The following is a 19,552-nucleotide window of genomic DNA, read 5'->3' on the forward strand; positions in this document are numbered from 1 at the left end:
ATGCTGGGTGTCTGTAGCCATGCACTTCTCAGGCAGGTTCTGACCGACCAGGCGCGACCAGCGACGTCGATGTTTGGCCCAGCGCAACAGCAGTTGGGGTATCGGTACAGACTTCCCAGACCGGCAACTTGCGATCCCGGATGGTCCGACGACACCTTCATCCTGGAGTTCCGCAGTGCCTATAGGCCCAAGTGAAACAGCTTCTCCGGTCATGCGACGCGGCAAAGTCGTCAATCTGTCGATAGTGACCGCTGGGGAACACGTGTTCTGTAGACGGTTCCCCAGCCACGGTGAACTTTGGGGTGCGCCCCCTGGCGGGCCGCTACGAAGAGGCACGCGTGTTCCGCGGTCTGGGTCGCTTACAGCGTCCCCGATTGGAGACGTTAGGCGCATCCCGCCGTGCACCTCGAGTGCCGTTTCCGACTGAGCCATAAAAGAAATCACTCGCTAGTTGTTAGGTGGCGTCTTCGTGTAGAACGCGGCCGATGGCGCAATTCCCGAACTGGCCGGCAACGTATACATCTCTGCGAAGCTTTTCTTGCCGGCCGACGATCAGGGAGCAAAGATCCTTACTGGCGGCAAGTCACCGCGCCTGGGCGGGCGCCTGGTCGAGGGCTTCTTTGTCGAACCGACGGTGATCGCCGACGTCACCAAGGACATGACCGTCGCTTGCGAAGAGGTCTTTGGTCCGCTGGTCACCATCGAGACATTCGACGATGAACTGGCGCCTCTGCGCGTTCGACGGCGCATCAAATGTTCGGATTGCTGGCGCGATCGGCGATCACCGCCGCCGCGATTGGTCCGGAAACTGCGATCAGTGCGAGGAAGATCGCAACGGTTATCTCAACAATCTCCCGGCGGCGCCCCCGAGAGGCCTTACCTGCAGCACCGCCCCCTCGACCGGCCTCACCCGCAGCTCCGCCTCCCTAATTCGCAGATGGTGCCGTCGCCTGCCGCATCGGGCGAAGATTCAAAGCCTCCCGGCCCAAGCCCCAGCGCCCGGCCCCCGACCTCGCCGCAAACGGACGAATGGACGGCGCCTGTGGGGCGAACTCACACTTTGCCGCGTCCCCCAGTGAACAGCGTTGCCGGGATCGAGGTTCCGTTAGGGGCCGGCGTCGTACCCGGTTGGTGGCGAAAGCGGCAGAGGCACAACGGCTCCCGGCCTCGGCTGCATAGCGGGCGGCCTCGTCGCGCTCGTCGTCGGTGTACACCCGGACGGCGGCCGGCTGGCCGGGCAGGCGAACCAGCATGTGAGGTCGCCCACGGACGCTCCCCTGTCCGCTTGCTAGGGGTCTGCCGAACGTGCAGCCCGGCGCCATCGTCGCTCATCGGGCGATCGTCGCTGCGGCCATCGACATTCCGGGGCCCCCAAATCGCGCTATTAACGCTAGCGCGACAGGCGTGCTGGGGGTACGCTGGTCCGTATGACCGTGGAGAAGGTTTCCAGCACCGAGGCCAAGAATCGGCTCAACGCGCTGCTCGCCGACGTCGAGCGCACCGGGAAGACGGTGATTATCACCAACCACGGTCGCGATGTCGCACGCCTGGTGCCCGCGACGCCGACCCCGCGGCAGTTCGGTCAAATGCCGAGTCTGTCCATTCCGAAGGACTTCGACGAGCCTTTGCCAGATTCCGAGCTAACAGGCTGGGAGGGCGACGAGTCCTCGTGAACATTCTGCTGGACACCCACACCCTGCTGTGGCTGTTGAGGGAGCCGACCACTGTTGATCCCGGAGCGCTCGCGCACCTCGCCGACCCCTCGACAACGGTGTGGGTGAGTGCCGCGTCCGCGTGGGAGATCGCCATCAAGACCCGGCTCGGCCGGCTTGACGGCTCAACGCTGCTGTCAACCTGGGCCAGCCAGCTAGAAACGATGCGCGTCGACGACCTGCCGATCGATTCCGACGACGCGATTGTTGCCGGGCGGCTCCCCTGGGATCACCGTGATCCGTTCGATCGCGTGATCGTTGCCCAGGCGCTGCGTCGCAACCTTACCCTCGCCACTCGCGACGCGAAGATTCTCGCCGCCGCGCTGATTCCCACGCTGAAAGCCTGACGCCACGTGCTCACGGAGGAGACGATGAGCGCCACCAATGAGGCGAAACCGCTTGCGACACTGCGTGTTCGGGTTGCCGCAATCCTTCTCGGTGTCCCCTGCACGCTCGCCACGGTCTTGAGCGCATGCGCCCGAGCGAGCCGTGGTCACTGCACCGATATCCGGCATCCCCCTTGTGAGCCAACCCCGAGGCGGCTGGTCCTAGCCATGGTCGCCTCACAACGCTACGTCGAAGGCGCGGGCACAGATACCCGTACAGCCTGCGAGATGTATCCGCTGAACGACCTCCTCAAGGGTTGAGGACTGCACTTCCCAGGACCGACACCCGTTGCGCTGCATGTGTCGACGACACTCCCGAATCCGACGGCACGAGTTTTTTGGATTCCCCGTGGGCCAAGATTAAAGCGCTGGTCTGAGATCTTCACCACGTCTTCTCAGCGGGACCATGCAGCGGTGTGCAGCCTGGTTTGACTGGAGGGCCGTAGACGGTGCACCAGCACTGTCGACAACTCCAGATGATGTGGCCTCTGCAGGGACAGGGCTGGAACCACGACCGGATCAAGCCACGATACGCGCCGCCTCCTCTCCTATCTCTGCCGAGCCGACGACCACCCGACAGAGCGCGGTCGACGATGCCAGCCGGCTCAGTGCCAAGACGGCCCGCTGGCCCGCGCTCGGCCGAGCTTCGCGGCGCCGCGCTTCTCGTCAAACATGCGATCTATCAGTGCCTTTGAGCCCGGCGCTGCCCCTGTCCCCCGCCACCGGGTTGACAACAAGACCAGGCGCCGGGCCCGCACCGTTACGCCCAGCCGACAGATCCTCCACACCGCCTCCCATCTTGATGCGACGACCTCATGACGCATCACCGGTCGATTGGCCACCCGTTACTGGAACCACCGACACCCCCAGCGCTTGGCGTTTGTGCTGGCACCGGGGGGCAGTCACCCGGCAGTCGGTTTTATTCCGCCGGTCTCGAATCATGGTTGAAGAAGAACGCGACGTCCTGGCGGATGGAGAACCCGTGGTGTCACGGCGGTGCTGCGACTCCTGGTATCGCCGGACCCACGTGATCCGTGGCAAGCCGTGATGCACTCCCGCGCGATAGCGGGGTAAGCGAAGCTTGCCGGCAAAGCGGGCAACACGGCATGCAACTGGCGTGAGCCGGCATTTCGTCCGCTGAAAGTTGTGAATGAAGCGCTCCGGTACAGCGCTTAGCCTAGACGGGGATGACTCTGGACTGAGAGAAGGTCAGCGTGGACGACGGCGAGAAGGTGGTGGTCTCACCGGCGCGGCTGCGCTATCTGGCGAACTGTTTGGATGATATCGGCGCCGAATGTGCCGCTCACGGCACTCACCACGGACGCTTGATGGAGGACGCGGCACCGTTGTGGCCTGGTTCGGCAGCTGAAGCGCTGCGAAGCTTTATTGATCATTGTGGTGAGCGAGACCGCTCAATCAATGCAGCGGTCCATCACATCGGGGCGCGGGTGTGGAATCACGCGGCGGTGATGGGTCAGCGCGACGAAGACAACGCACACCACATCGCGCAGGTTGCCGACTGAGCGCCAATTGGCCTGCCTGTCCTGGGTAACTGCGAGCCATTCGTGGCTGAAGTGTTGCATCCCTTTTCTTTTCAGTCGCGACGATGGTGATGAGCTCCTAGAGACTCGCCTGCTTGGATGGTCGCCAGCAAGGACGACGGGGCGGCCAAAAGATTGTGCACTGACGCTTCGGCTGGCGGTTTTAGGCTGCAGTCATGACTCGCGTCCATTTCGCCGGAAGGCACGTCTGATTGTGGAGTTCGCAGCAGAGGTCTCCGTGTGAGCCCGCGACTGGAGACAGTGGATGATGCCGTGCATCGCCGAGCGGCGACGTTCTTTATATCATGGTTGATGCTCGCGGCGGCTATGTCGTTGGGTGGCAACGTCGGCCACGCCGTCTTGATCGCACCGGCTGATACGAGATGGCTGGCGGCTACGGCAGCCCTGGTGCCTCCCGTGGTTCTCCTCGCAGCGACTCATTCGGCCACCTGGCTCATTCGGGTGCGTTCGGCCGGTTGGGTGTACGGGGTTTCGCTGGCGCTCACGGCTGCTCTGACCTTGGGGTCATTCGCGTTGTCGTTCGATGCTTTGCGTTCCTTCGCTGCGCTTCTCGGGATCCGAGAGTCGATGGCGTGGGTATGGCCAGCCATCATTGATGTGGCGATAGCCCACGCCACCCTGTGCCTGCTTTCACTCAAAGGTGGTGGGCGTTTTTGCAGTGTTGATCCTGGTGCGGATCCGCGACGACCAGCAGTGGACCCCGCCGACGTCGGTGCGACGCACGATATGCCTGGTGCTGCAACCGGTTTGAATGAGCCACGCGGCGCAACGGGGGCAGCGGAGACGATGTCGGCCCAGCAGCGAGAACAACCTGATCGTGGTGACAGCGCTGGGTGCGGCAGTCAGGTCGCAGGGGATGTCGCTGCCCCGCTGTCGGCGCCGCGTCAGCTGAGTGCTGCTGACGACACCCAAGCCGGCCGTGAGCGTGTGCTCAGTGCCGTTTCTACACCGCTCGTCAGCGAGTCCGCACCTCGTGGTGAGACCGAGTTAACTACTTGCGCTGCAGTGAACCGATCGGTGGAGCGTTGGCGTCCTGTCGCTGAATCGCTTGTGCAGGAGGGGGTTACCTCGAAGTCTCCGACGCTGATCGCGGAGATACTGGCTGACAACGAGGTCGGCACACCGCCGAGCACTATTGGTCGTCGCCACGAGGTTCACCACACAACGGTGGCCCGAATAGTGTCCGCCGCTGAGCAACTTGTGGATTCATCGACTCAGGCAGGCTGAGGACTTCCCGTGGGATCAACCTGTCCTGGTGAATCGCGCGCGTACACCAGTTGCTTACGGGTTCGCGTCAGGCAGCCGAGGGGTAGGGCTTAGCCTTCGCAAACACTTCCTCGAACTCCGTCACTGCGTTGCGGGGCAGGAACTCGTGACGAGCGGGACCGTCCAGTTTGAGGCCGCTTTAAGACGCGGTGCGCTCGACGCCCAAGGAGCGGTCACGCAGTAGCTCCGGCACGCTGACTCCCAGCGATGCCGCCTGGTCACGAAGCGTTTCAAGCTGAGCCGGCGAGAAGCGCACAAAGACACCCTTACTGAGCTGGCGGCTTTCACTCACACTCATTGGCCGGTCCTTCCGGGCTCGTCTGCCGTTGTATCGAGCGCTGCGTTGCGGCGATGTCGTTAGTTTACGACATCCATGCCGCTAAAGTGCCGCTGCACCCTCAGGCAATTGTTCGTGTCGTTCCCAATGCCGTTAACTAGGAGCATAATGCTTCTAAAGTCGTATCGGGTCGAGAAGTGAAAGTGAGATGAGTCAGCCGAAGCAGCCCCCACCAGGAGTGGAGACGGAACCGCAGGGAGATGTGGTTCCGTTGCAGGAGGCTGCCGCCCGCCTGGGCAAAGATCCGCGCACACTGATCAAGGCGATCACCGCGGGACAGGTGCGCGGCGGCGCGATGCCACGTCCGGAGCGGCTGCGCTGGTACGTCTACACCAGCGAGCTACCCCCACTCCCCGGCACCGGGCCGGCACTCGCAGTCGACGCTCGGCAAGTGCAGGACCTCCAGGCGCAAATCGTCTCCCTGCAGGAAACCAACCGGCTACTCATTGCCGCACAGCAGGATCTTCTCGATGCCGGTCAAGCAGGCAGCGATTTGGCCGATCGGTACCGCGCCGTTGCGAGCCGTTACCTGGATGCGCTCGGTCAGTTCATGACTCCCGGCCACCTCGGCGACCTGGCCGACGCATGAACCTAGTTGGTCGGCCGGCGCAACAATTGCAGAAGCGTGTCGACTCCGTCGGCGCCTAGGTAGGTGCGCAGGGCGATCGCCAGGTTCTCCGGCTTGTCGTTGAATTCCGCGATCGCGGTTGAGATTACGCGGGACCGGCTGGGTGGCCGCTTCTTGTCGGCACTCCCCTCCCCCGCGTCGTCGTTTCGATCCATGCTGGCGCGCCACCGCGCGACCTGCTCAATTCTTGGCACCCGCGCCAGATCCCGTGCATCACGGATCGCCAACTCGCCGCGACGCAATGCTGTCTGCAGCTCGGGCTCGAGCTTGAGTAGCGCTCGCCGCTGGGAAACCCACGCCCCGGTCTTGCGTAGGCGTGTGGCGGCATCCTCGGCGCGGCCGCATTCGGCGACCAACGCCTCGACCGCCCGGGCCTCTTCGATGACATCGAAGTCTTTACGGTCCACGTTCTCGGCGATGCTCGCCGAGATCAGTGTGACGCGGTCACGCGCGACCGCATCGTTGACTATCACCGCGAGGTCACTTCGCCCGTACTTGCGCGCCGCAGCGAGGCGCCGACACCCATTAACCACGACGTAGCGGGTGCTCACGGCGTCGTCAGGGTAGAGCTTCAAGTAGGCCTCGCGGGTGACGACAACTGCCGGTTGGAGCTGCATATCTGCGATCGAGGCCAGGTCGGCGAGATCCCCGATCTGATCGCGCGGATTGCGCGGGTTGGCGGTGAGTTCGTCCAAGGCGACAGTGCGACCGGCGGCGGAATCACGCTGGAGTTGGCTGCGGTCGACCGGCGACTTGTCGCCGACCGCGCTGTGCAACTCGGCGAGATTGACCCGCTGTCCGCGGGCCATCAGCGCGCCGCTCCGACGTTGAGCTCAAGCGCAAACTTATAGAAGTCTTCACGCGCCTGCAGGGCGACCCGGTTCGCGGGATATTCGGTGACAACCTGTCCTTCTGCGCTCGCGCGCACGTGCAACTTGTAATGTCGAATCACGGTATTAGCCAGTGGCCAGCCGTTGGCTTTGACGAAGTCTTTCGTCTGGTTCAAATCGAATGTGCCGTCGCGAGGATCCCAGTTGTTGATGACCACGAGGTAGCGCAACCCTCTGGGCTGTATGACCTTGCCGATGGTGCGGGCGGTCGGGTCGAAGCTGAGCGGCTCCGGTTCGATCGGAACAATGACTTGGTCGGCAAGGTCGAGGACCGCGCGCAGGACGTCGGCGGCGGGACCCCGCCCCAAAGGGTCTCCCCCATCAGCGTCCCCGTCGAGGTCGATCCAGCCCGGGGTGTCGACGTAGACGTGTTGGATGCCCGGCAAGTTTTTTAGCTTGGCGAGCCCCTCAAGGTCGTCGTGGGCCTGGGCGATGTGGAACGGCAGATCGTTCATCCGCGACGCCCACCACACGGCCGAGCCCTGCGGATCGACCGACAGCGCGAGCACCGGCGAGCTCGCTTCGGGATCGTCGCCGCGGTTGAGGACATCGGCGGTGACGGCGGCGAGGTTGACCGAGATGGTGCTCTTGCCGACGCCGCCTTTTTGGTTCAGGACGACATGAATAGCCATTGAAGGCCCTTCCGTATGCTTCCCCCGCACGGCGGAGTACTTCGGATCAGACGGACTCACCTTACGGTCCAGCGCGTCGTGGCGCGGCCCGACACGCGGGCATGCAGCCAACGTTCGCTTAACCGCGGTTAAGCGAATCCTCCCGAGTGGCTGCGCCATACCCGCCGCGCGACGTCAATCGCTTAACCGCGGTTAATTCTGTCTTCTCCGCACTGCGAGGGTTCTTCACTGGCGGCGAGCAAACGGATAGACATAACGGCAGTTTTTCGTCACGTGACATTGCTGGGGCGGCCGACTAGTTAGGCTGAGACCATTGCCCGCCACCGTCCGCAGGTTGGCCAGCGGACCCACCGGATAGCCAGAGGCGGCGTTCGGAGCGGCGATTACACGATACCCTGGACGGGCGATCGGTCACCGGAAGCTGCCGACCCGACGACACGGTCGCTGTCTGCGACGCGGAAGCTTATGTGTCAGTGAAATACTGACGACATGGCGACTAGGCCGCTGGTGCATCGGGTTGAAGCATCGCGCGCCATCACAGTGATCGCCCGCCGGCGCTCCAAGGTCGACGACAAACATCGCGAACTCTTGCCCGACGCGGAGGACTCCGATCCCCGCGAAGTATTGGATTACCTGCAGAAATACAGTGGCCCCGACATCCCCCGATGGGTGTTGCAAGCCGACGTCTGCGATGCCCTCACGCTCAACAACTGGCTCTGGTGGGAGGACCGCCGCCGCGAACTGCACTTCCTCAAGGCGGGACGCGAGCGAGGACTTTTTCTGTCCCAACTCGGCGCCCAGGTCGGCGTCGGTAAGCAAGGAGTGCTGGACCGGATCGACCGGCTCGAGGCGCTGCTGCAGTTCGACCGGCCCGACGAGAAGTTGTCCCGAGCCGCCCGTCAGGCTGCCAGGACCGCGTTGCAACGCCGCGCCGGCGAGAACGCCTGGCTCGAGCAACACCGCCACCAACTGCTCGACGTCACCGCCGACCTCGTGCGATACGCCGATTGGTACGCGCTCTCTGATGAGGAGCGTGAATGGATCAACGAACTCGATCTGGACGCCCGCGATCAGCACCTCGTGCCGGCGACCATGGCGCTGCTCGGCCTGGCCGCCGCGGAACTGCGCACCGCCCAATCGATCGTCACACTCGACAGTTCCCGGCCCCATCGCGTGCACACCGTGCTCAACCAGGCCGACGCGCTGCGCAGCAGTTTCGCCGCGCTCGGAAGCAACGACGGCGCGACACGGGCGACCGGCTAACACCGACGCGTTGTCGGAAGCTGTCGCGAAATCTGTGGACACGGCGAGCGGCTCGGCCCACTGCAGACGCAGCTGCCCCTCCCCCACTCGGCCGCGCCGCAGTCTCGGTCGCCAAGTGCCTCGGAGTGGCAAGAGGCGAGACTGCCTGCAGAGCTGGCGACCTGATTCGACTCTCTGCACAACCTGGGAATCGACCGGTCAAGAAGCTCGTTGACCAGCCAAATACGGATGAACGACGAGCATCTGTACTGATGCTTGCCAGGTGTCAGCCGGTCAAACCGCTGGCGAGTGCACGGCGGCCTGCCGGACAACCTACGCGTCACGAAGCGGTCAAACTCCGGGAGAACACCGGGTTATGACCCGTTTTACCAACGTCCGTATGGACGTACGGACAACGGGCGTCGAACCGCACGACATTAGGTCGTCGGAACCGGCGTCATATGGGACGATCGCCGACGCGTCGCAACGTCCAACTAAGCACCAGGCTGTCCTATTTGACGTCCGTACGTTGCAGCGGTCGCCAACACGTCCGCGTGCCGTGGCGCGCGGTCGGCCGTTTGACTATTCGGATGACCGCACGTGTACTCAGCACAACGCACGTAATAATTGACGCTCGCTGGGCCGAGCGATCACACCAGTGATCACCCGTCCCACTAGTCACACTGGTAACAGTTCGGTGACACGGTCGTGTCGCGGCACGGCTATCCGCGGGGATGGTCATACCGTGCCGACTATGACGATGACGGGAGCGGCTCGGGCGATCCTCGTAGCCAACCAGAAGGGCGGCGTGGGCAAGTCGACCACGGTCGCCGCCGTGGCCGAGATGATCGCGGCGGCGGGAAAGCGCGGTCGCCGTGTACTCGTGGTCGATGGTGATCCACAGGCCAATGTCACTGTGGAGGACCTCGGGGTGACGGGGGACAACGGGCAGTCACTGGGGCAGACGCTGCAGTACGGCGTTCCGCTGGTCCCGGTGCGCGACGTGCGTCCCAATCTCGATGTCATTGCCGGCGGACCGCAGCTCGCCTTGGTCGGTGCCGCCGCCCACTTGATGGCGGAGAACGGCATCGACATGGCCGCCAATCTGGGACGCCAACTGACGGCGCTGTGCGAGGTTGAGGGATACGACCTGGTGGTGATCGACTCCGGCCCCGGTGATGTGCCGCTGCTGGACACCTATCTGTCGGTGGCCAACTACCTGCTCATCCCGACCCGCGACGACCAGGCCAGCTTGGGCGGCGTGGAGCGCCTGGCCAAACGGTTCTGGCGTGCCCGGAAGCGGGGGGCATCGATCCAGCTGCTGGGGGTGCTACTTTTTGCCGTCAACCCGCGTGCAACCAAACGCAATGAGGAGATCTTCGCGCAAGTCAACGAGATGCTCGAGGGCAGTGGCACGACGCCGTTCGACATCACCATCCGATCAGCGCCGGCGGCCGCGGTCGACATGCGGACATTGCACCGGACTGCGGGCGAGTTGGTCGCTATCGCCGCCGATGAGCAGCGCAGTCGGCTGGCGAAGCTGCGGGGCAAGCAGAGTCCGGGTCGGACCATTTGGTCGAGTGATCCGTCAGGCTTGGCGGCCGATTACCAGGAGCTGGTCCGCCAGATCGTGGGTCGACTGGTCAGTTATGAGTCGAGCGCTGCGGTTGCGGAGCGTGTGGGATGAGCCCGTCTCGGCAGAAGGCGAAGCCGGTCTTCGATCCCACAGCGCTGGACGACGACCTGGACGACTTGTGGCCGCCACCGAAGATCGGCAGTCAGGCGGCAACGACAGCGGAGCCAGCGGTCTCCGCGCCACCTGCTCCCAATCCCGTTGCACCCCGCCAGACGCCGCGGGCGGCAGCCGTCGAAGAACCCGCAACTGTCGTCCAGCCGCCGTCAGAGGCGCCGACACCGACCCTTGCTGACCGGCATCCGCCGCGTCAGCTCTGCACCGTTGCCTCCGGGGAGCCCACCAAGAGAACACGCCCGCCGGAAGTCCTGCTGTCCTCGGAGGTGTACGACGAGCTCTACCGAGTGCAGATCGCAGAAAAGAAGGTGCGTCGAGGACTGGCTCGAACGATGGGCACCATCGTGTTAGACGCCATCGAAGCTCACGCATCTGATCTGGCAACCACGTGGGCACAGCAGCAGTTCACGGTGGGGGAGGGGCAGCTGTTCGAGCGACCCTCGTCCAACGCGGTACCACGGCGCCGCCGGCATGCCACGCCGCCGCGCACCGTCGTGCTGGCGGGGGTTACCGCGACGAATGCATTGCGGCTCGACGACCTGGTGCAGGCTTGGAATGCCGGCACGCGGAGCGCCCTGGTCGAGCAAGCCTTGCGGTATGAATTCGGCCTGCTCCCGGGCTCTGCTTGACGGCGGTTAGGCCGTGGGCGCCCAGCTCATCTTGGCGGGGAGCGACCGCCGTCATGCACCTCTAGACGCCCAGTGCCTCGCCACTCGACACGCTCGATTCGTCGCTTAACCGCGGTTAAGCGACGATCACCCACGTGAGGTCGCGGCGCGGACAGCGGTCGCGCTCTCCGCGCACCGAAGGAGACGTCACCGTGACGAAACGCCACCTAGCCCTGGGGTGTTCGCCGACATGATTCCTTCACCGGTACCGCGGCGTCTCAACCGGGGGTTAAGCAACGTTGGCGATCCGACGGTAACTAGGTGGCCAGTCGATGGGACGCGTTTCGATCGCGCATCGGATGGAGTCCGCCGGCGGCGTCGAACAGGAGGCGGTGCGCCTGTCGCCAGACGAAAGGCGTCACCCGGGCACTCATCGGGTTGTCGACGCGGAAGCCCATTCGACTCGCGATCCGCGGATCGAGGGTTTGCACCGCTTCCGCGCACGGCTCGCAGACGGCGAACACCGTGGCGGCATCGTCAACGAATCCGTTGGGCAGGCGAGATTCCATCAACGACACCGACAGGCGGCATCCTGGCGCCATCACCTCACAGTGTCCGCTCGCCCTCGCGAGGACGATCGCTTTCGCTGAAATGCCGCGCGCCGGTCGGCTGATCACCCCGGTAGGGCGCGAAGGCGCCGACGCCTTTTCCGGGTCGGAAGAGTCTGGGGGAGTGGGGTCGGCTGCGATGTCGGTCGGCGCTGTGCTGGTCGCGATCGCGTGTAGTTGGAGCGCAACAGCGTCGAATCGGCCGGTGATCCACACTCCGGCCCACATGCCGCACGACGGACGCTGACGGAGCGCTCGGGCCGCGCACCACGGGCGGTGCGGGCAGGACAGGCAGGCGCGCAGGCTCGCCGTGCGGTGGCGGGGGTCGAACCACTGATCGGGGTCGGTATGGCAGGGCAGGGGCGCGACGGAATCGGGAGCGGCATGGGACTGGGCGCCGCTCATCGAGTACCGCCGCTACTGCCACGAAGCACGTCCACTCGAGCTTGCAGCTCGCCGAGGGCAAGCCGGTCAGCTTCGGCGCGACGCTGCTCGGCCCGCTGGGCGGCTTGGCGGGCGATCTGCATCGCAGCCTGACGGCCTGCCCCGGTCAGCGCGGCCTGGCCTACTTCGCGGGCTCGGCGGGCGGCGTCGCGTTCGGCAAGTTGTGCGCTGATTCGCTTGCGCGACAACGCAAGATCGGCAGCTTCACGGGCTTCCTCGAGCGCCGAGGGCCGTTCGGCGGGGTTTCCGTGGGCGGCGAGGATTGCTCCGAGCAGGCCGATCGGTTTGTGCGGGGTCTCTGGGATCCAGTGACCGGTACCGATCCAGTCCGCGATGAGCTGGTTGAGATCCCTAGGTGTCCAGCCGTGGCGGGCGACTTCGGCGAGGATCCGGGCCCAGGGGGTACCGGTGCGGTAGCGCCGGGCCCACGCCGGGCTTTGCTGATCGCAGACCCACCGGTTTGCCAGGGTCAGAGCTTGGGTGTTCGGGGCAGTGCGGCGCGAAGCGCCGCTGCTACGGCCTGTGGGCCGGCGGCTGGTAGTGAGTGATTTCTTACAAGAGATTTGTGTATTTAAGTAAGACCCTTCGGGATGGGGTGACAGCGTTCGGATTCGACTGTCGTGCAGTGCCCAGACTGATGCCCAGCCTCGACCGTGGTCTCCGACTCGCCAGCTGGCCATGCGTTCGTCGTAGGTGCGTTGGCGTCCCCGCATCACCTCGGTCGCGACGCCAAGTAGGCGTAGCGCTGTGGAGGCGCGTTGGACAGTGCGCACAGACAGCCCTGTCAGGGCGGCCAGGCGGTCGTTGGTGGGCCGGCAGTTGCGCCCCGTGCGATGATCGGCGAAGGATGCCCGTGCTTCTGCCACCGCGACAAGGGTTTTCAAGCTGACAGGGTTACCCGGCATGGCAGGCCGCACCTGGGTGTCATACCGGGCCCGGTAGGCCGCGGGCACGGTTTCGTGGGCCCAGCGACGCGCACGGCCGGTCCAGCACGGGATTGCCGCCCAACGCACGTCGATGCCCAGCATGATGCGGGGGAGACGGTCGAAGCAGTGGCCGCCGGCCCGACGAATCCACACGGGGGCGGTGTGGGCGGTGCCCCGGCGTCGCAGCAACGGGCTGGAGCCGTGATCGGGGCGGGTCAGGACGGAGCCGGGTTCACGATGCGCCGCATGTAGACCGTGGGGCAGGCGTGCGCTACCGTGGAATGCGTCTTTCATGACGATTCCCTTCAGCAAGGGGGAGAGTGCGCGAAAGCCACCAGGTTCGAGCGGCAACTCGAACTCGACGACCCTCGGTCCTTTGGGCCGGGGGTTTCGCCGTTAGGGGCTTACCAGCAAGTGGTATTCAGTTGTGCGGCAAAGGTTTAAGGTGGCCGATGCGGCCGGGTCCTCCTTTCGTCGGTCACGACGTCTCAAGGCGGATATCCGCCGATGGGTACGCGTCTGCGGCAGACACCCTTCGGTTAAGGGGCCGGGCGGATATCCGCCGGTGAATCTGAGCATGCCGTACTGGCCGACGGGAGCCGTGGTGACACGCCGCACCATCTTTCACACCGGTAACAGCGGTGCTGAGGTGGTGGACCCATCATGTGGGTGCGCAGGTAACCTCTGGCTGACGGTGGACACGCCAGTGTCTGCCTGTGTCCAGGTCCTACCCCGACGGCGCGGTCACCCCCGGTCCAGAGCATCCCACCCTGGTTTGGGGCATCTCGCCAGACTGAGCTTCGGGTGACGCCGGTATTGCGGAGTCGGCTTTGGCGGCTATACGCGCCGTCATTCGGGTAGCGGGCCCAACCCGTTACGTCTGCACAGACTCCTGCGCCAGTGCCGTGAAACACCGAAATGTGAAGCAGATTAGGGCGTCTCACTGACTCTGTCCTTCGATGACCCGGTCGTAGGCGCCCTCGTATTTGTCGAAGCCGGTGTTGGTTTTCAAACCGATGCTGTCGAGGTAGGCGTCGACGGCTTTGGTGATGTCGCTGGACGGCACATCGTCGGCACCGAAGGCGACGATCTGACCGTTGTCGGCGCGTATGCCGTCCAGCAGGCTGGTATCTCCGACGCCTAGTTGCAGGAATTTGTTCGCCAGTAGGTGCCGGGCGATATCGGGACTGATGGCTGCGACCGTCTCGGCGTCAACCGGAACGGGCCCTGTGCCGAGGATGACTTCCTGCAGCACGTTGTCGGCACCGGGGACCTGGCCGACTGTGTCGACGATGTCGCCCCAGACGGGCAGTTTCTGGGCGGCGTCGTACCAGAATTTCTTGTCCTCCCACGCCTGTTGGGCGGCCGCGTTGCCATCGGAGATGTCGTCGTTGGCGGCGAGGTTGGCGCCGGTGTCGATCACACCGCGCAGGGCACCCGAGGATTGTAGGTCGTCGGTGTTCGCGATTTGGGCAGCGTCAGCGATGGAGCGCACGTAGGAGTCTTGGTAGTCGTTGATCAGCGCGTAGGCGTTGCTGTTGAGGGTGGTGGCGGCGAACGCGTCAGTTCCCACGACACCGAACAGGTTTCGCGTGGCCGTCACGGCCGGGTCGTCGACAAAGGACTCCACCTCGGGGTTAGTGCTGAACTCGGCCAGCGGGCGGAACCCTGTGGTGTGGTCGAGCTTGTTGTCCATCATGTCGTCGAGGTAGGGCACCGTCGCATCGGCCATCGCGCGGGTGAAGTCGGGGCTGACTTGCCCCAACGACTGGTTCTCGGTGCCGGGGATGTTGAGCAGTTTGTCGGGGTTATTGCCAGCGAACTGGGCGAATGCGTTGAGGGTTTCGCCGGCGCGGGTGGCGGCGGCGAGTTGGGTGGGGTCGGCCGGATCGGCCATGGTGGCCACGTCGGGGATGCCGGTCACCATGTTCGACAGCGCGGTGCCGCCGTCGGTCCAGCGGTGGGTCGTCAGGTTCTCCAGGAATTGGTTGTCGAAGACCGGGCGGCCGTTCCCGTCGTAGGACGTGACGAGCGCGTCGTGCACGGCTACCGGGTCGCGTCCGGAGGCGGTGATCATCGTTTGGATGTCGGTCGTCATTGGGTCGTGGAAGGGTGTCGCGTCTGACCAGACGCCGGTGCGCATCAGCTGCAGCGCCTCCTCAGATTTACCGAGCATGCCGACATCGAGTGCGCTGCCCCGCATCAGCGCTTGGTCGCCGTGGCCCAGGATCGCGGCCATGTCCTTCATGCCGTCCCAGTGTGTGAAGAGGTTGCGCGGGTCGAAGCCGTGACCGCCGCTTTGGACCAGCTGTTCCCAGGTGCTCTGCGGGACCCGCAGGGTGGGGTCGTTGACGATGTCTCGCAACGCTTTCGGAGCGTTGTCGAGGCCGCCGCGTGCGCCGTTGGCGGACGCCACGTGCGGGTTGGTGGCCAGGCGCATCGCGTCGGTGAGCGCGCCGCCGCCCGGCGCCCGGGTGTAAGCGCGGATTTCCTCGGTGGTCCTCGGATCTAGGCCGCGGGACATGGCAGTCAGGTACTGCATCTGATCCTGGGGGAGTATCAGGTCGCCGCGCTCGAGGGCGGCCTGCTGCTCCGGTGCCAGCGTGGTGGCCTGATCGAGGCGCGCCTGAGCTTCGGGGGAGAGCTGGCCGTCCTCAAGGAGGTCTTGGGCGTCGGCGTTGCCCTGCTCTTCGTCAAAGGGGGAGGGGTCGTCGGCAAGTTCGGCGTTGAGCTCATCGAGCGTGCCGGTGCCGGTGGCCAACCGGATCGCGGCGGCAAGGTTTTCGTCGGCGTCGTTGGCGCGCACCAAGAGTGCGGTGATCTCGGCTTCGAGGATGTCGACGCGGCGTTCCATCTCGACGTGATCCTCGGCGGTCACCGGCGGCAGGTAGGAAATCTCGCCGGCCTCGACATTGATGGTGATGCCCCACCGGTCGGCCATCCGCAAGATGTTTGTCCAGTCCGCCTTGATGTCGGTGACCTGCGCCTCGGCGGTCTGGGCGGCGCGGGCCACCCCGTCACATTCCTCGGCGTGGGCCAGCAGGTCGGCGCGAACACGTCCCGAGGCCGCATCGGCGGCCTCGCGCGCCTTGCCCTCCCACGACGTCGCCGCCACGACATCGCCGATCCCGGTCGCCGCGCTACGGGTGCCGTTAGCTCGTTCGGTCGCGGCCTGGAAGACGCTGTGGATTGCGTCAGGATCCCATTGATCCAGGTCAGCCAGCGTCAGCGACATTCACCCACCCCTGCGTCGGAGTGCCTGCGGCACCAACCACAATGACCCGACCGACAGGGGCCTTGGCAGCAGGTGCAGGACTGGGAATTCGGTCGCGGTGACGCGCTGCGTACAGCGTGCTGCGTTGTCGCGCGGCCCCCGATGGCCGGCTCGGTCCTGGGCTATTCCCTGGCATCGCCGTCAGCGCTTGGCGTCAAGCCCGCCGGTGACGTCGAAACCACCGTGTGCGGCCAGTGAACGCAGTTGACGCAGAGCGAATTTGCGGCCCCGGCCCTCTTTGGGGATGTTCACCCCGGACCACATGCCTTCGGCTCCGGGGGTGTCGAGGGCGTCTTTAGCGCACTGCCAGCGCCGCGGGCAGCCACGGCATAGCGCCTTCAGTTCCGGGTCTTCTCCGCCGGCGGCCCACCTGTCGGGGTCGGAAATGCAGGGCTGGGTGGTGCCGCGCACCGTTGGACGTTCGAGTGTCACTGTCACCGTCGCTCCTCCCACTGAGCTATCGAATGACCGAACTTTAGCACCAAAGTTTAGCACTGCGCCAGTGACGCTTAATTTTAGCGATAAAGTTTGATGTGCACATCGGTGCGCAAGTATTAGCGCAACTTCACTGGAAACGACCTCTGACGTGGCCGCTGTTGTGCCGAAATCGTGATAACCCCTGGCTACACTGACGCGGTGGAGGACGGCGAGATCGACGACGGGATTGCCCGCGCGGGCGCCGCTGTCGCAGCTCGTCGCCGTAACTTGGGGATATCGCAGCGCGAGTTGGCGCGTCAAAAGGTGATCACCGCGCCTGCGCTGATCCACTTCGAGAAGGGCCGCTCATGGCCCCGGGAGCGCACCAGACACACCTTGGAGCAATTTTTGCAGTGGCCGGCGGGAACAATAGCGCGCATCCGAGCTGGCGGTGAAGCGCCCCCGGAAACGTTAGCGCGCCCCCGGCCTGGTGGCGCTGCCACCGAAACGCCAGCGCCACCCCGCGGGTCCGACGGCGCTGTTCTTGTGGTGGACGCGTTGAAGCTGGCCATGGATCGTTTCGATACCGCGATCGACGACCTCCCCGAGGAGTCGTCCCCGGACTTCCCTGGCCGGGCGTCGACGATCTTGGCTGACCTGCTCAAGCTGGAGGCGTTGGCAGCTCGCGCGATGCGCCATAGTCAGGGCTCGCCGGCTGAGGTGGTCAAATCACTCGGTCATATTCGGGGCCGCTACGACGACCTCATGCTCAAGGCCGCAGCGCGCCCTGACGCCACGCTGGGCCAGCGGCTGTATGCGGTCCGGCGCCGTGCCAACCTCGGCGCTGGCGAGGCGGCGGCGGTTGGTGGATTCCCTGCGGAACTGGTGGAGTCAGCCGAAGCGGGCGAGGTACTTAGCGCCGAGAATGCCGCCCGGGTGGAAAGCTTGATTGACGCTCTGGCCGGCCCGTAAAGCTGTGCGCAGGTTTAGTGCAGGCGGCACCGCCCACAGCATCAAAAATAGATGAATGAGAACATCTTTTGGCATCGGTGCTGACCGTGGTTACGACTGCGACGTTGACCGCCCCCGCATCAGCTTGCGCCGCCCCGCGGGCCAGTGCAGCCCCAACAGCGACGGTACTTCGCTCGTCGACGGCGACACGATCGACGTGGTTGACGACGATCGTGGGCGCCTGCGGGTGCGTGTTCTCGGCATCGACACCCCGAAACGACAGGCACCAAGGAGTGCTGGGGCCACCAGGCGACGGGGTTCGCGACAGCGACGCTGATGAGCCGGCGCGTGTCCGCTGTTGGTGACGCCAGTCAGGACGCCCGTGACCGCTACGGGCGGACTCTGGCCTACGTCGAGACCGACCAGGGTGACTACTCGATTCTTGCGGCGGAAGCAGGGGCAGCGCGAAGCTACGTTTTCGACAGGTCTCGACCACCGCAACGAGCGGGCGAGATCGCCGCTGCCGAAGCGGCAGCGCGCACAGCCGGACGCGGTTTATGGGGCCCACCGTGCTTCGGGGAGGCAGACGCTTAGCCGCAATAGCAGCACCACCTCTGCCGGATTTTGTGTCTGGGTGGTGGGTCTGGGTCGCTGATACTGGTGTCGTGTCGGTTGGCGCGGTGGTGGCTGCAGTCGGTGAGGTGCTGGGCCGCGCGCACTCACTGTTCGGCGATCCACCGGCATCCGGGCACGGACCCGCAGCAGGCTCGGTGAGCAAGCTCTCCAGCGCCGGGGACCTAGTGCGCTCGGGCCAAGCTCAAATGGCGCCGCTCTCGGGCCAGCTGGCCACCAACTACTGGACCTTCGCCGGCGGCGCGGGCCCCGCCCTGGACACCCTGGCCGGCAACGACCAGGCACTAAGCACCCAGCTCAACGACGCCGCCCGCTCCGACCGCACCGGCCGCACCAACTCCGCCACGGCGGTCAACGGCGCCGCCGCCGACACCCATGGGCTGGCCCCGTTCACCAACACCCCCGCCGGCCAGAAAGCACTCCTGGTCGCCCTGCGCCACCGCGTCGCCCAACAACAACACGTCGTGCAGGCCTACAAAACCCGCGACGCACAGATGGCGGCGATGCTGCGGTCGATGACCTACGGCGGTGGCACACCGGTGGGCGGCGGGGCGCCGTTCGGCGGCGGCGGAGCCGGGATGGGTGGCATGTCGATGGGCTCGGGCCGGGGCGGGGGGATGCCTGGAGTCGATTTGGGGCAGTTCGCCAAGACGGCGAACGTTTCGGGTCAGCAGCGGGGTTGGCAGAGCCGCACCGCAGCCCGGTCCTCCAGCCACAGCGATATCCCGTCGGCGCCAGGGGCGGCGAATATCCGAGCCGCGATAAACAGGGCTCTCGACCTCAAGGGGATCACCAATCCGAGTGCCCGTCAGTACTGGGAGACCGGGATGATGGTGGTTTCGGCGCGGGAGTCGGGCCACAATCCGAATGCGCAGAACAACTCAGATAGCAACGCTGCCAAAGGAACTCCGTCGCAGGGTGCGTTTCAGTTCATTGAGCCGACCTTCCGGGCTTATCACGAGCCGGGGACGTCGACCCATTTGCGCGACCCAGTGGCCCAGGCCGCGGCATTCGTCAACTACGCCATGGGCCGGTACAACGTTTCGGCCGACGGGTCGGATTTGGCGCAGAAAATTCAGCAGGCCGACCCGAGGAGGTCGCCGAGAGGGTACTGATTTCGGTGCGGATTTTGTGTTTTTTGTCGGTTGCCATTCTGGATGGCGGATTGCCATTTGAAATGGCGGATGTTGGCGGATCCGCCATTTGGATGGCAAATCGTATGACTTGTCGCGCTGCTTGTGCGTTCCGCGAGCCTGGCCGGCGGGGAAGGCTGGGGTTGGGTGTCG

15 protein-coding genes and 3 pseudogenes are annotated in these 19,552 nt (G+C 65.0%); 12 read left to right on the forward strand and 6 right to left on the reverse strand.

Going from position 1 to position 19,552, the window contains the following annotated elements; all coding sequences use genetic code 11:
* Nucleotides 1-538: 538 nt before the first annotated feature.
* From ACAG24_RS23575 to ACAG24_RS23600, 6 genes and pseudogenes are all read left to right on the forward strand, one after another.
* Nucleotides 539-709 (forward strand): annotated as a pseudogene (locus tag ACAG24_RS23575) (aldehyde dehydrogenase family protein); the annotation flags it as partial.
* Between the two features lie 718 nt (nt 710-1,427).
* Nucleotides 1,428-1,673 carry a type II toxin-antitoxin system Phd/YefM family antitoxin gene (locus ACAG24_RS23580; protein ID WP_370475019.1) on the forward strand — a complete coding sequence of 82 codons (246 nt, stop codon included), beginning with the start codon at nt 1,428-1,430 and terminating at the stop codon, nt 1,671-1,673.
* The gene (locus tag ACAG24_RS23585; RefSeq protein WP_370475114.1) at nt 1,670-2,059 is read left to right on the forward strand and encodes a type II toxin-antitoxin system VapC family toxin; all 390 of its coding nucleotides are present in this window, start codon (nt 1,670-1,672) and stop codon (nt 2,057-2,059) included. The genes ACAG24_RS23580 and ACAG24_RS23585 overlap by 4 nt, the downstream gene beginning before the upstream one ends.
* A 1,253-nt stretch (nt 2,060-3,312) precedes the next feature.
* Nucleotides 3,313-3,621, forward strand: a complete 309-nt coding sequence (locus ACAG24_RS23590) for a hypothetical protein (RefSeq protein ID WP_370475020.1) — start codon at nt 3,313-3,315, stop codon at nt 3,619-3,621.
* A 345-nt stretch (nt 3,622-3,966) separates the two neighbouring features.
* Nucleotides 3,967-4,236: pseudogene (locus ACAG24_RS23595) on the forward strand (DUF2637 domain-containing protein); the annotation flags it as partial.
* Between the two features lie 1,175 nt (nt 4,237-5,411).
* Complete coding sequence (locus tag ACAG24_RS23600) at nt 5,412-5,852, forward strand: hypothetical protein (RefSeq protein WP_370475021.1); 441 nt, start codon at nt 5,412-5,414, stop codon at nt 5,850-5,852.
* A 2-nt stretch (nt 5,853-5,854) separates the two neighbouring features.
* Here ACAG24_RS23600 and ACAG24_RS23605 read toward each other — a convergent pair whose 3' ends face one another.
* Both ACAG24_RS23605 and ACAG24_RS23610 read right to left on the reverse strand, forming a co-directional pair.
* Nucleotides 5,855-6,700 carry a ParB/RepB/Spo0J family partition protein gene (locus tag ACAG24_RS23605; protein WP_370475022.1) on the reverse strand — a complete coding sequence of 282 codons (846 nt, stop codon included), beginning with the start codon at nt 6,698-6,700 and terminating at the stop codon, nt 5,855-5,857.
* The gene (locus tag ACAG24_RS23610) at nt 6,700-7,413 is read right to left on the reverse strand and encodes a nucleotide-binding protein (protein ID WP_370475023.1); all 714 of its coding nucleotides are present in this window, start codon (nt 7,411-7,413) and stop codon (nt 6,700-6,702) included. The genes ACAG24_RS23605 and ACAG24_RS23610 overlap by 1 nt, the downstream gene beginning before the upstream one ends.
* A 489-nt stretch (nt 7,414-7,902) precedes the next feature.
* Between ACAG24_RS23610 and ACAG24_RS23615 the strand changes: the two genes are divergently transcribed.
* From ACAG24_RS23615 to ACAG24_RS23625, 3 genes are all read left to right on the forward strand, one after another.
* Nucleotides 7,903-8,676 carry a hypothetical protein gene (locus ACAG24_RS23615; protein ID WP_370475024.1) on the forward strand — a complete coding sequence of 258 codons (774 nt, stop codon included), beginning with the start codon at nt 7,903-7,905 and terminating at the stop codon, nt 8,674-8,676.
* A 733-nt stretch (nt 8,677-9,409) separates the two neighbouring features.
* Nucleotides 9,410-10,342, forward strand: a complete 933-nt coding sequence (locus ACAG24_RS23620; protein ID WP_370475025.1) for a ParA family protein — start codon at nt 9,410-9,412, stop codon at nt 10,340-10,342.
* Nucleotides 10,339-11,034 carry a hypothetical protein gene (locus ACAG24_RS23625; RefSeq protein ID WP_370475026.1) on the forward strand — a complete coding sequence of 232 codons (696 nt, stop codon included), beginning with the start codon at nt 10,339-10,341 and terminating at the stop codon, nt 11,032-11,034. Before ACAG24_RS23620 ends, ACAG24_RS23625 begins: the two co-directional genes overlap by 4 nt.
* Nucleotides 11,035-11,330: 296 nt before the next feature.
* Here ACAG24_RS23625 and ACAG24_RS23630 read toward each other — a convergent pair whose 3' ends face one another.
* From ACAG24_RS23630 to ACAG24_RS23645, 4 genes are all read right to left on the reverse strand, one after another.
* Entirely contained in the window at nt 11,331-12,026 is a 696-nt protein-coding gene (locus ACAG24_RS23630) for a WhiB family transcriptional regulator (protein ID WP_370475027.1), read from the reverse strand.
* Nucleotides 12,023-13,285: a helix-turn-helix domain-containing protein gene (locus ACAG24_RS23635; protein ID WP_370475028.1), complete on the reverse strand. Its 1,263-nt coding sequence runs from the start codon at nt 13,283-13,285 to the stop codon at nt 12,023-12,025. Before ACAG24_RS23635 ends, ACAG24_RS23630 begins: the two co-directional genes overlap by 4 nt.
* Nucleotides 13,286-13,931: 646 nt before the next feature.
* Nucleotides 13,932-16,226, reverse strand: a complete 2,295-nt coding sequence (locus ACAG24_RS23640) for a TPR repeat domain-containing protein (RefSeq protein WP_370475029.1) — start codon at nt 16,224-16,226, stop codon at nt 13,932-13,934.
* A gap of 180 nt (nt 16,227-16,406) precedes the next feature.
* Entirely contained in the window at nt 16,407-16,703 is a 297-nt protein-coding gene (locus tag ACAG24_RS23645) for a WhiB family transcriptional regulator (RefSeq protein WP_370475030.1), read from the reverse strand.
* Nucleotides 16,704-16,901: 198 nt separating this feature from the next.
* Here ACAG24_RS23645 and ACAG24_RS23650 point away from each other — a divergent pair, with 198 nt between their 5' ends.
* The 3 genes and pseudogenes from ACAG24_RS23650 to ACAG24_RS23660 all read left to right on the forward strand — a co-directional run bounded on the left by ACAG24_RS23650 (nt 16,902) and on the right by ACAG24_RS23660 (nt 19,381).
* The gene (locus ACAG24_RS23650) at nt 16,902-17,654 is read left to right on the forward strand and encodes a transcriptional regulator (protein WP_370475031.1); all 753 of its coding nucleotides are present in this window, start codon (nt 16,902-16,904) and stop codon (nt 17,652-17,654) included.
* 306 nt (nt 17,655-17,960) lie between these two features.
* Nucleotides 17,961-18,227, forward strand: a pseudogene (locus tag ACAG24_RS23655) (thermonuclease family protein); the annotation flags it as partial.
* A gap of 32 nt (nt 18,228-18,259) precedes the next feature.
* Complete coding sequence (locus tag ACAG24_RS23660; protein ID WP_370475032.1) at nt 18,260-19,381, forward strand: lytic transglycosylase; 1,122 nt, start codon at nt 18,260-18,262, stop codon at nt 19,379-19,381.
* The last annotated feature ends 171 nt before the right edge of the window (nt 19,382-19,552 follow it).

This window comes from Mycobacterium bulgaricum (assembly GCF_041287165.2).
Classification (GTDB): domain Bacteria; phylum Actinomycetota; class Actinomycetes; order Mycobacteriales; family Mycobacteriaceae; genus Mycobacterium; species Mycobacterium bulgaricum.

Bases quoted from the DNA above. Each gene is read 5' to 3' on its own strand.
- ACAG24_RS23580 (WP_370475019.1), top strand. From the start codon at position 1,428: ATGACCGTGGAGAAGGTTTCCAGCACCGAGGCCAAGAATCGGCTCAAC.
- ACAG24_RS23600 (WP_370475021.1), top strand. From the start codon at position 5,412: ATGAGTCAGCCGAAGCAGCCCCCACCAGGAGTGGAGACGGAACCGCAG.
- ACAG24_RS23605 (WP_370475022.1), bottom strand. From the start codon at position 6,700: ATGGCCCGCGGACAGCGGGTCAATCTCGCCGAGTTGCACAGCGCGGTC.
- ACAG24_RS23610 (WP_370475023.1), bottom strand. From the start codon at position 7,413: ATGGCTATTCATGTCGTCCTGAACCAAAAAGGCGGCGTCGGCAAGAGC.
- ACAG24_RS23615 (WP_370475024.1), top strand. From the start codon at position 7,903: ATGGCGACTAGGCCGCTGGTGCATCGGGTTGAAGCATCGCGCGCCATC.
- ACAG24_RS23620 (WP_370475025.1), top strand. From the start codon at position 9,410: ATGACGATGACGGGAGCGGCTCGGGCGATCCTCGTAGCCAACCAGAAG.
- ACAG24_RS23625 (WP_370475026.1), top strand. From the start codon at position 10,339: ATGAGCCCGTCTCGGCAGAAGGCGAAGCCGGTCTTCGATCCCACAGCG.
- ACAG24_RS23630 (WP_370475027.1), bottom strand. From the start codon at position 12,026: ATGAGCGGCGCCCAGTCCCATGCCGCTCCCGATTCCGTCGCGCCCCTG.
- ACAG24_RS23635 (WP_370475028.1), bottom strand. From the start codon at position 13,285: ATGAAAGACGCATTCCACGGTAGCGCACGCCTGCCCCACGGTCTACAT.
- ACAG24_RS23640 (WP_370475029.1), bottom strand. From the start codon at position 16,226: ATGTCGCTGACGCTGGCTGACCTGGATCAATGGGATCCTGACGCAATC.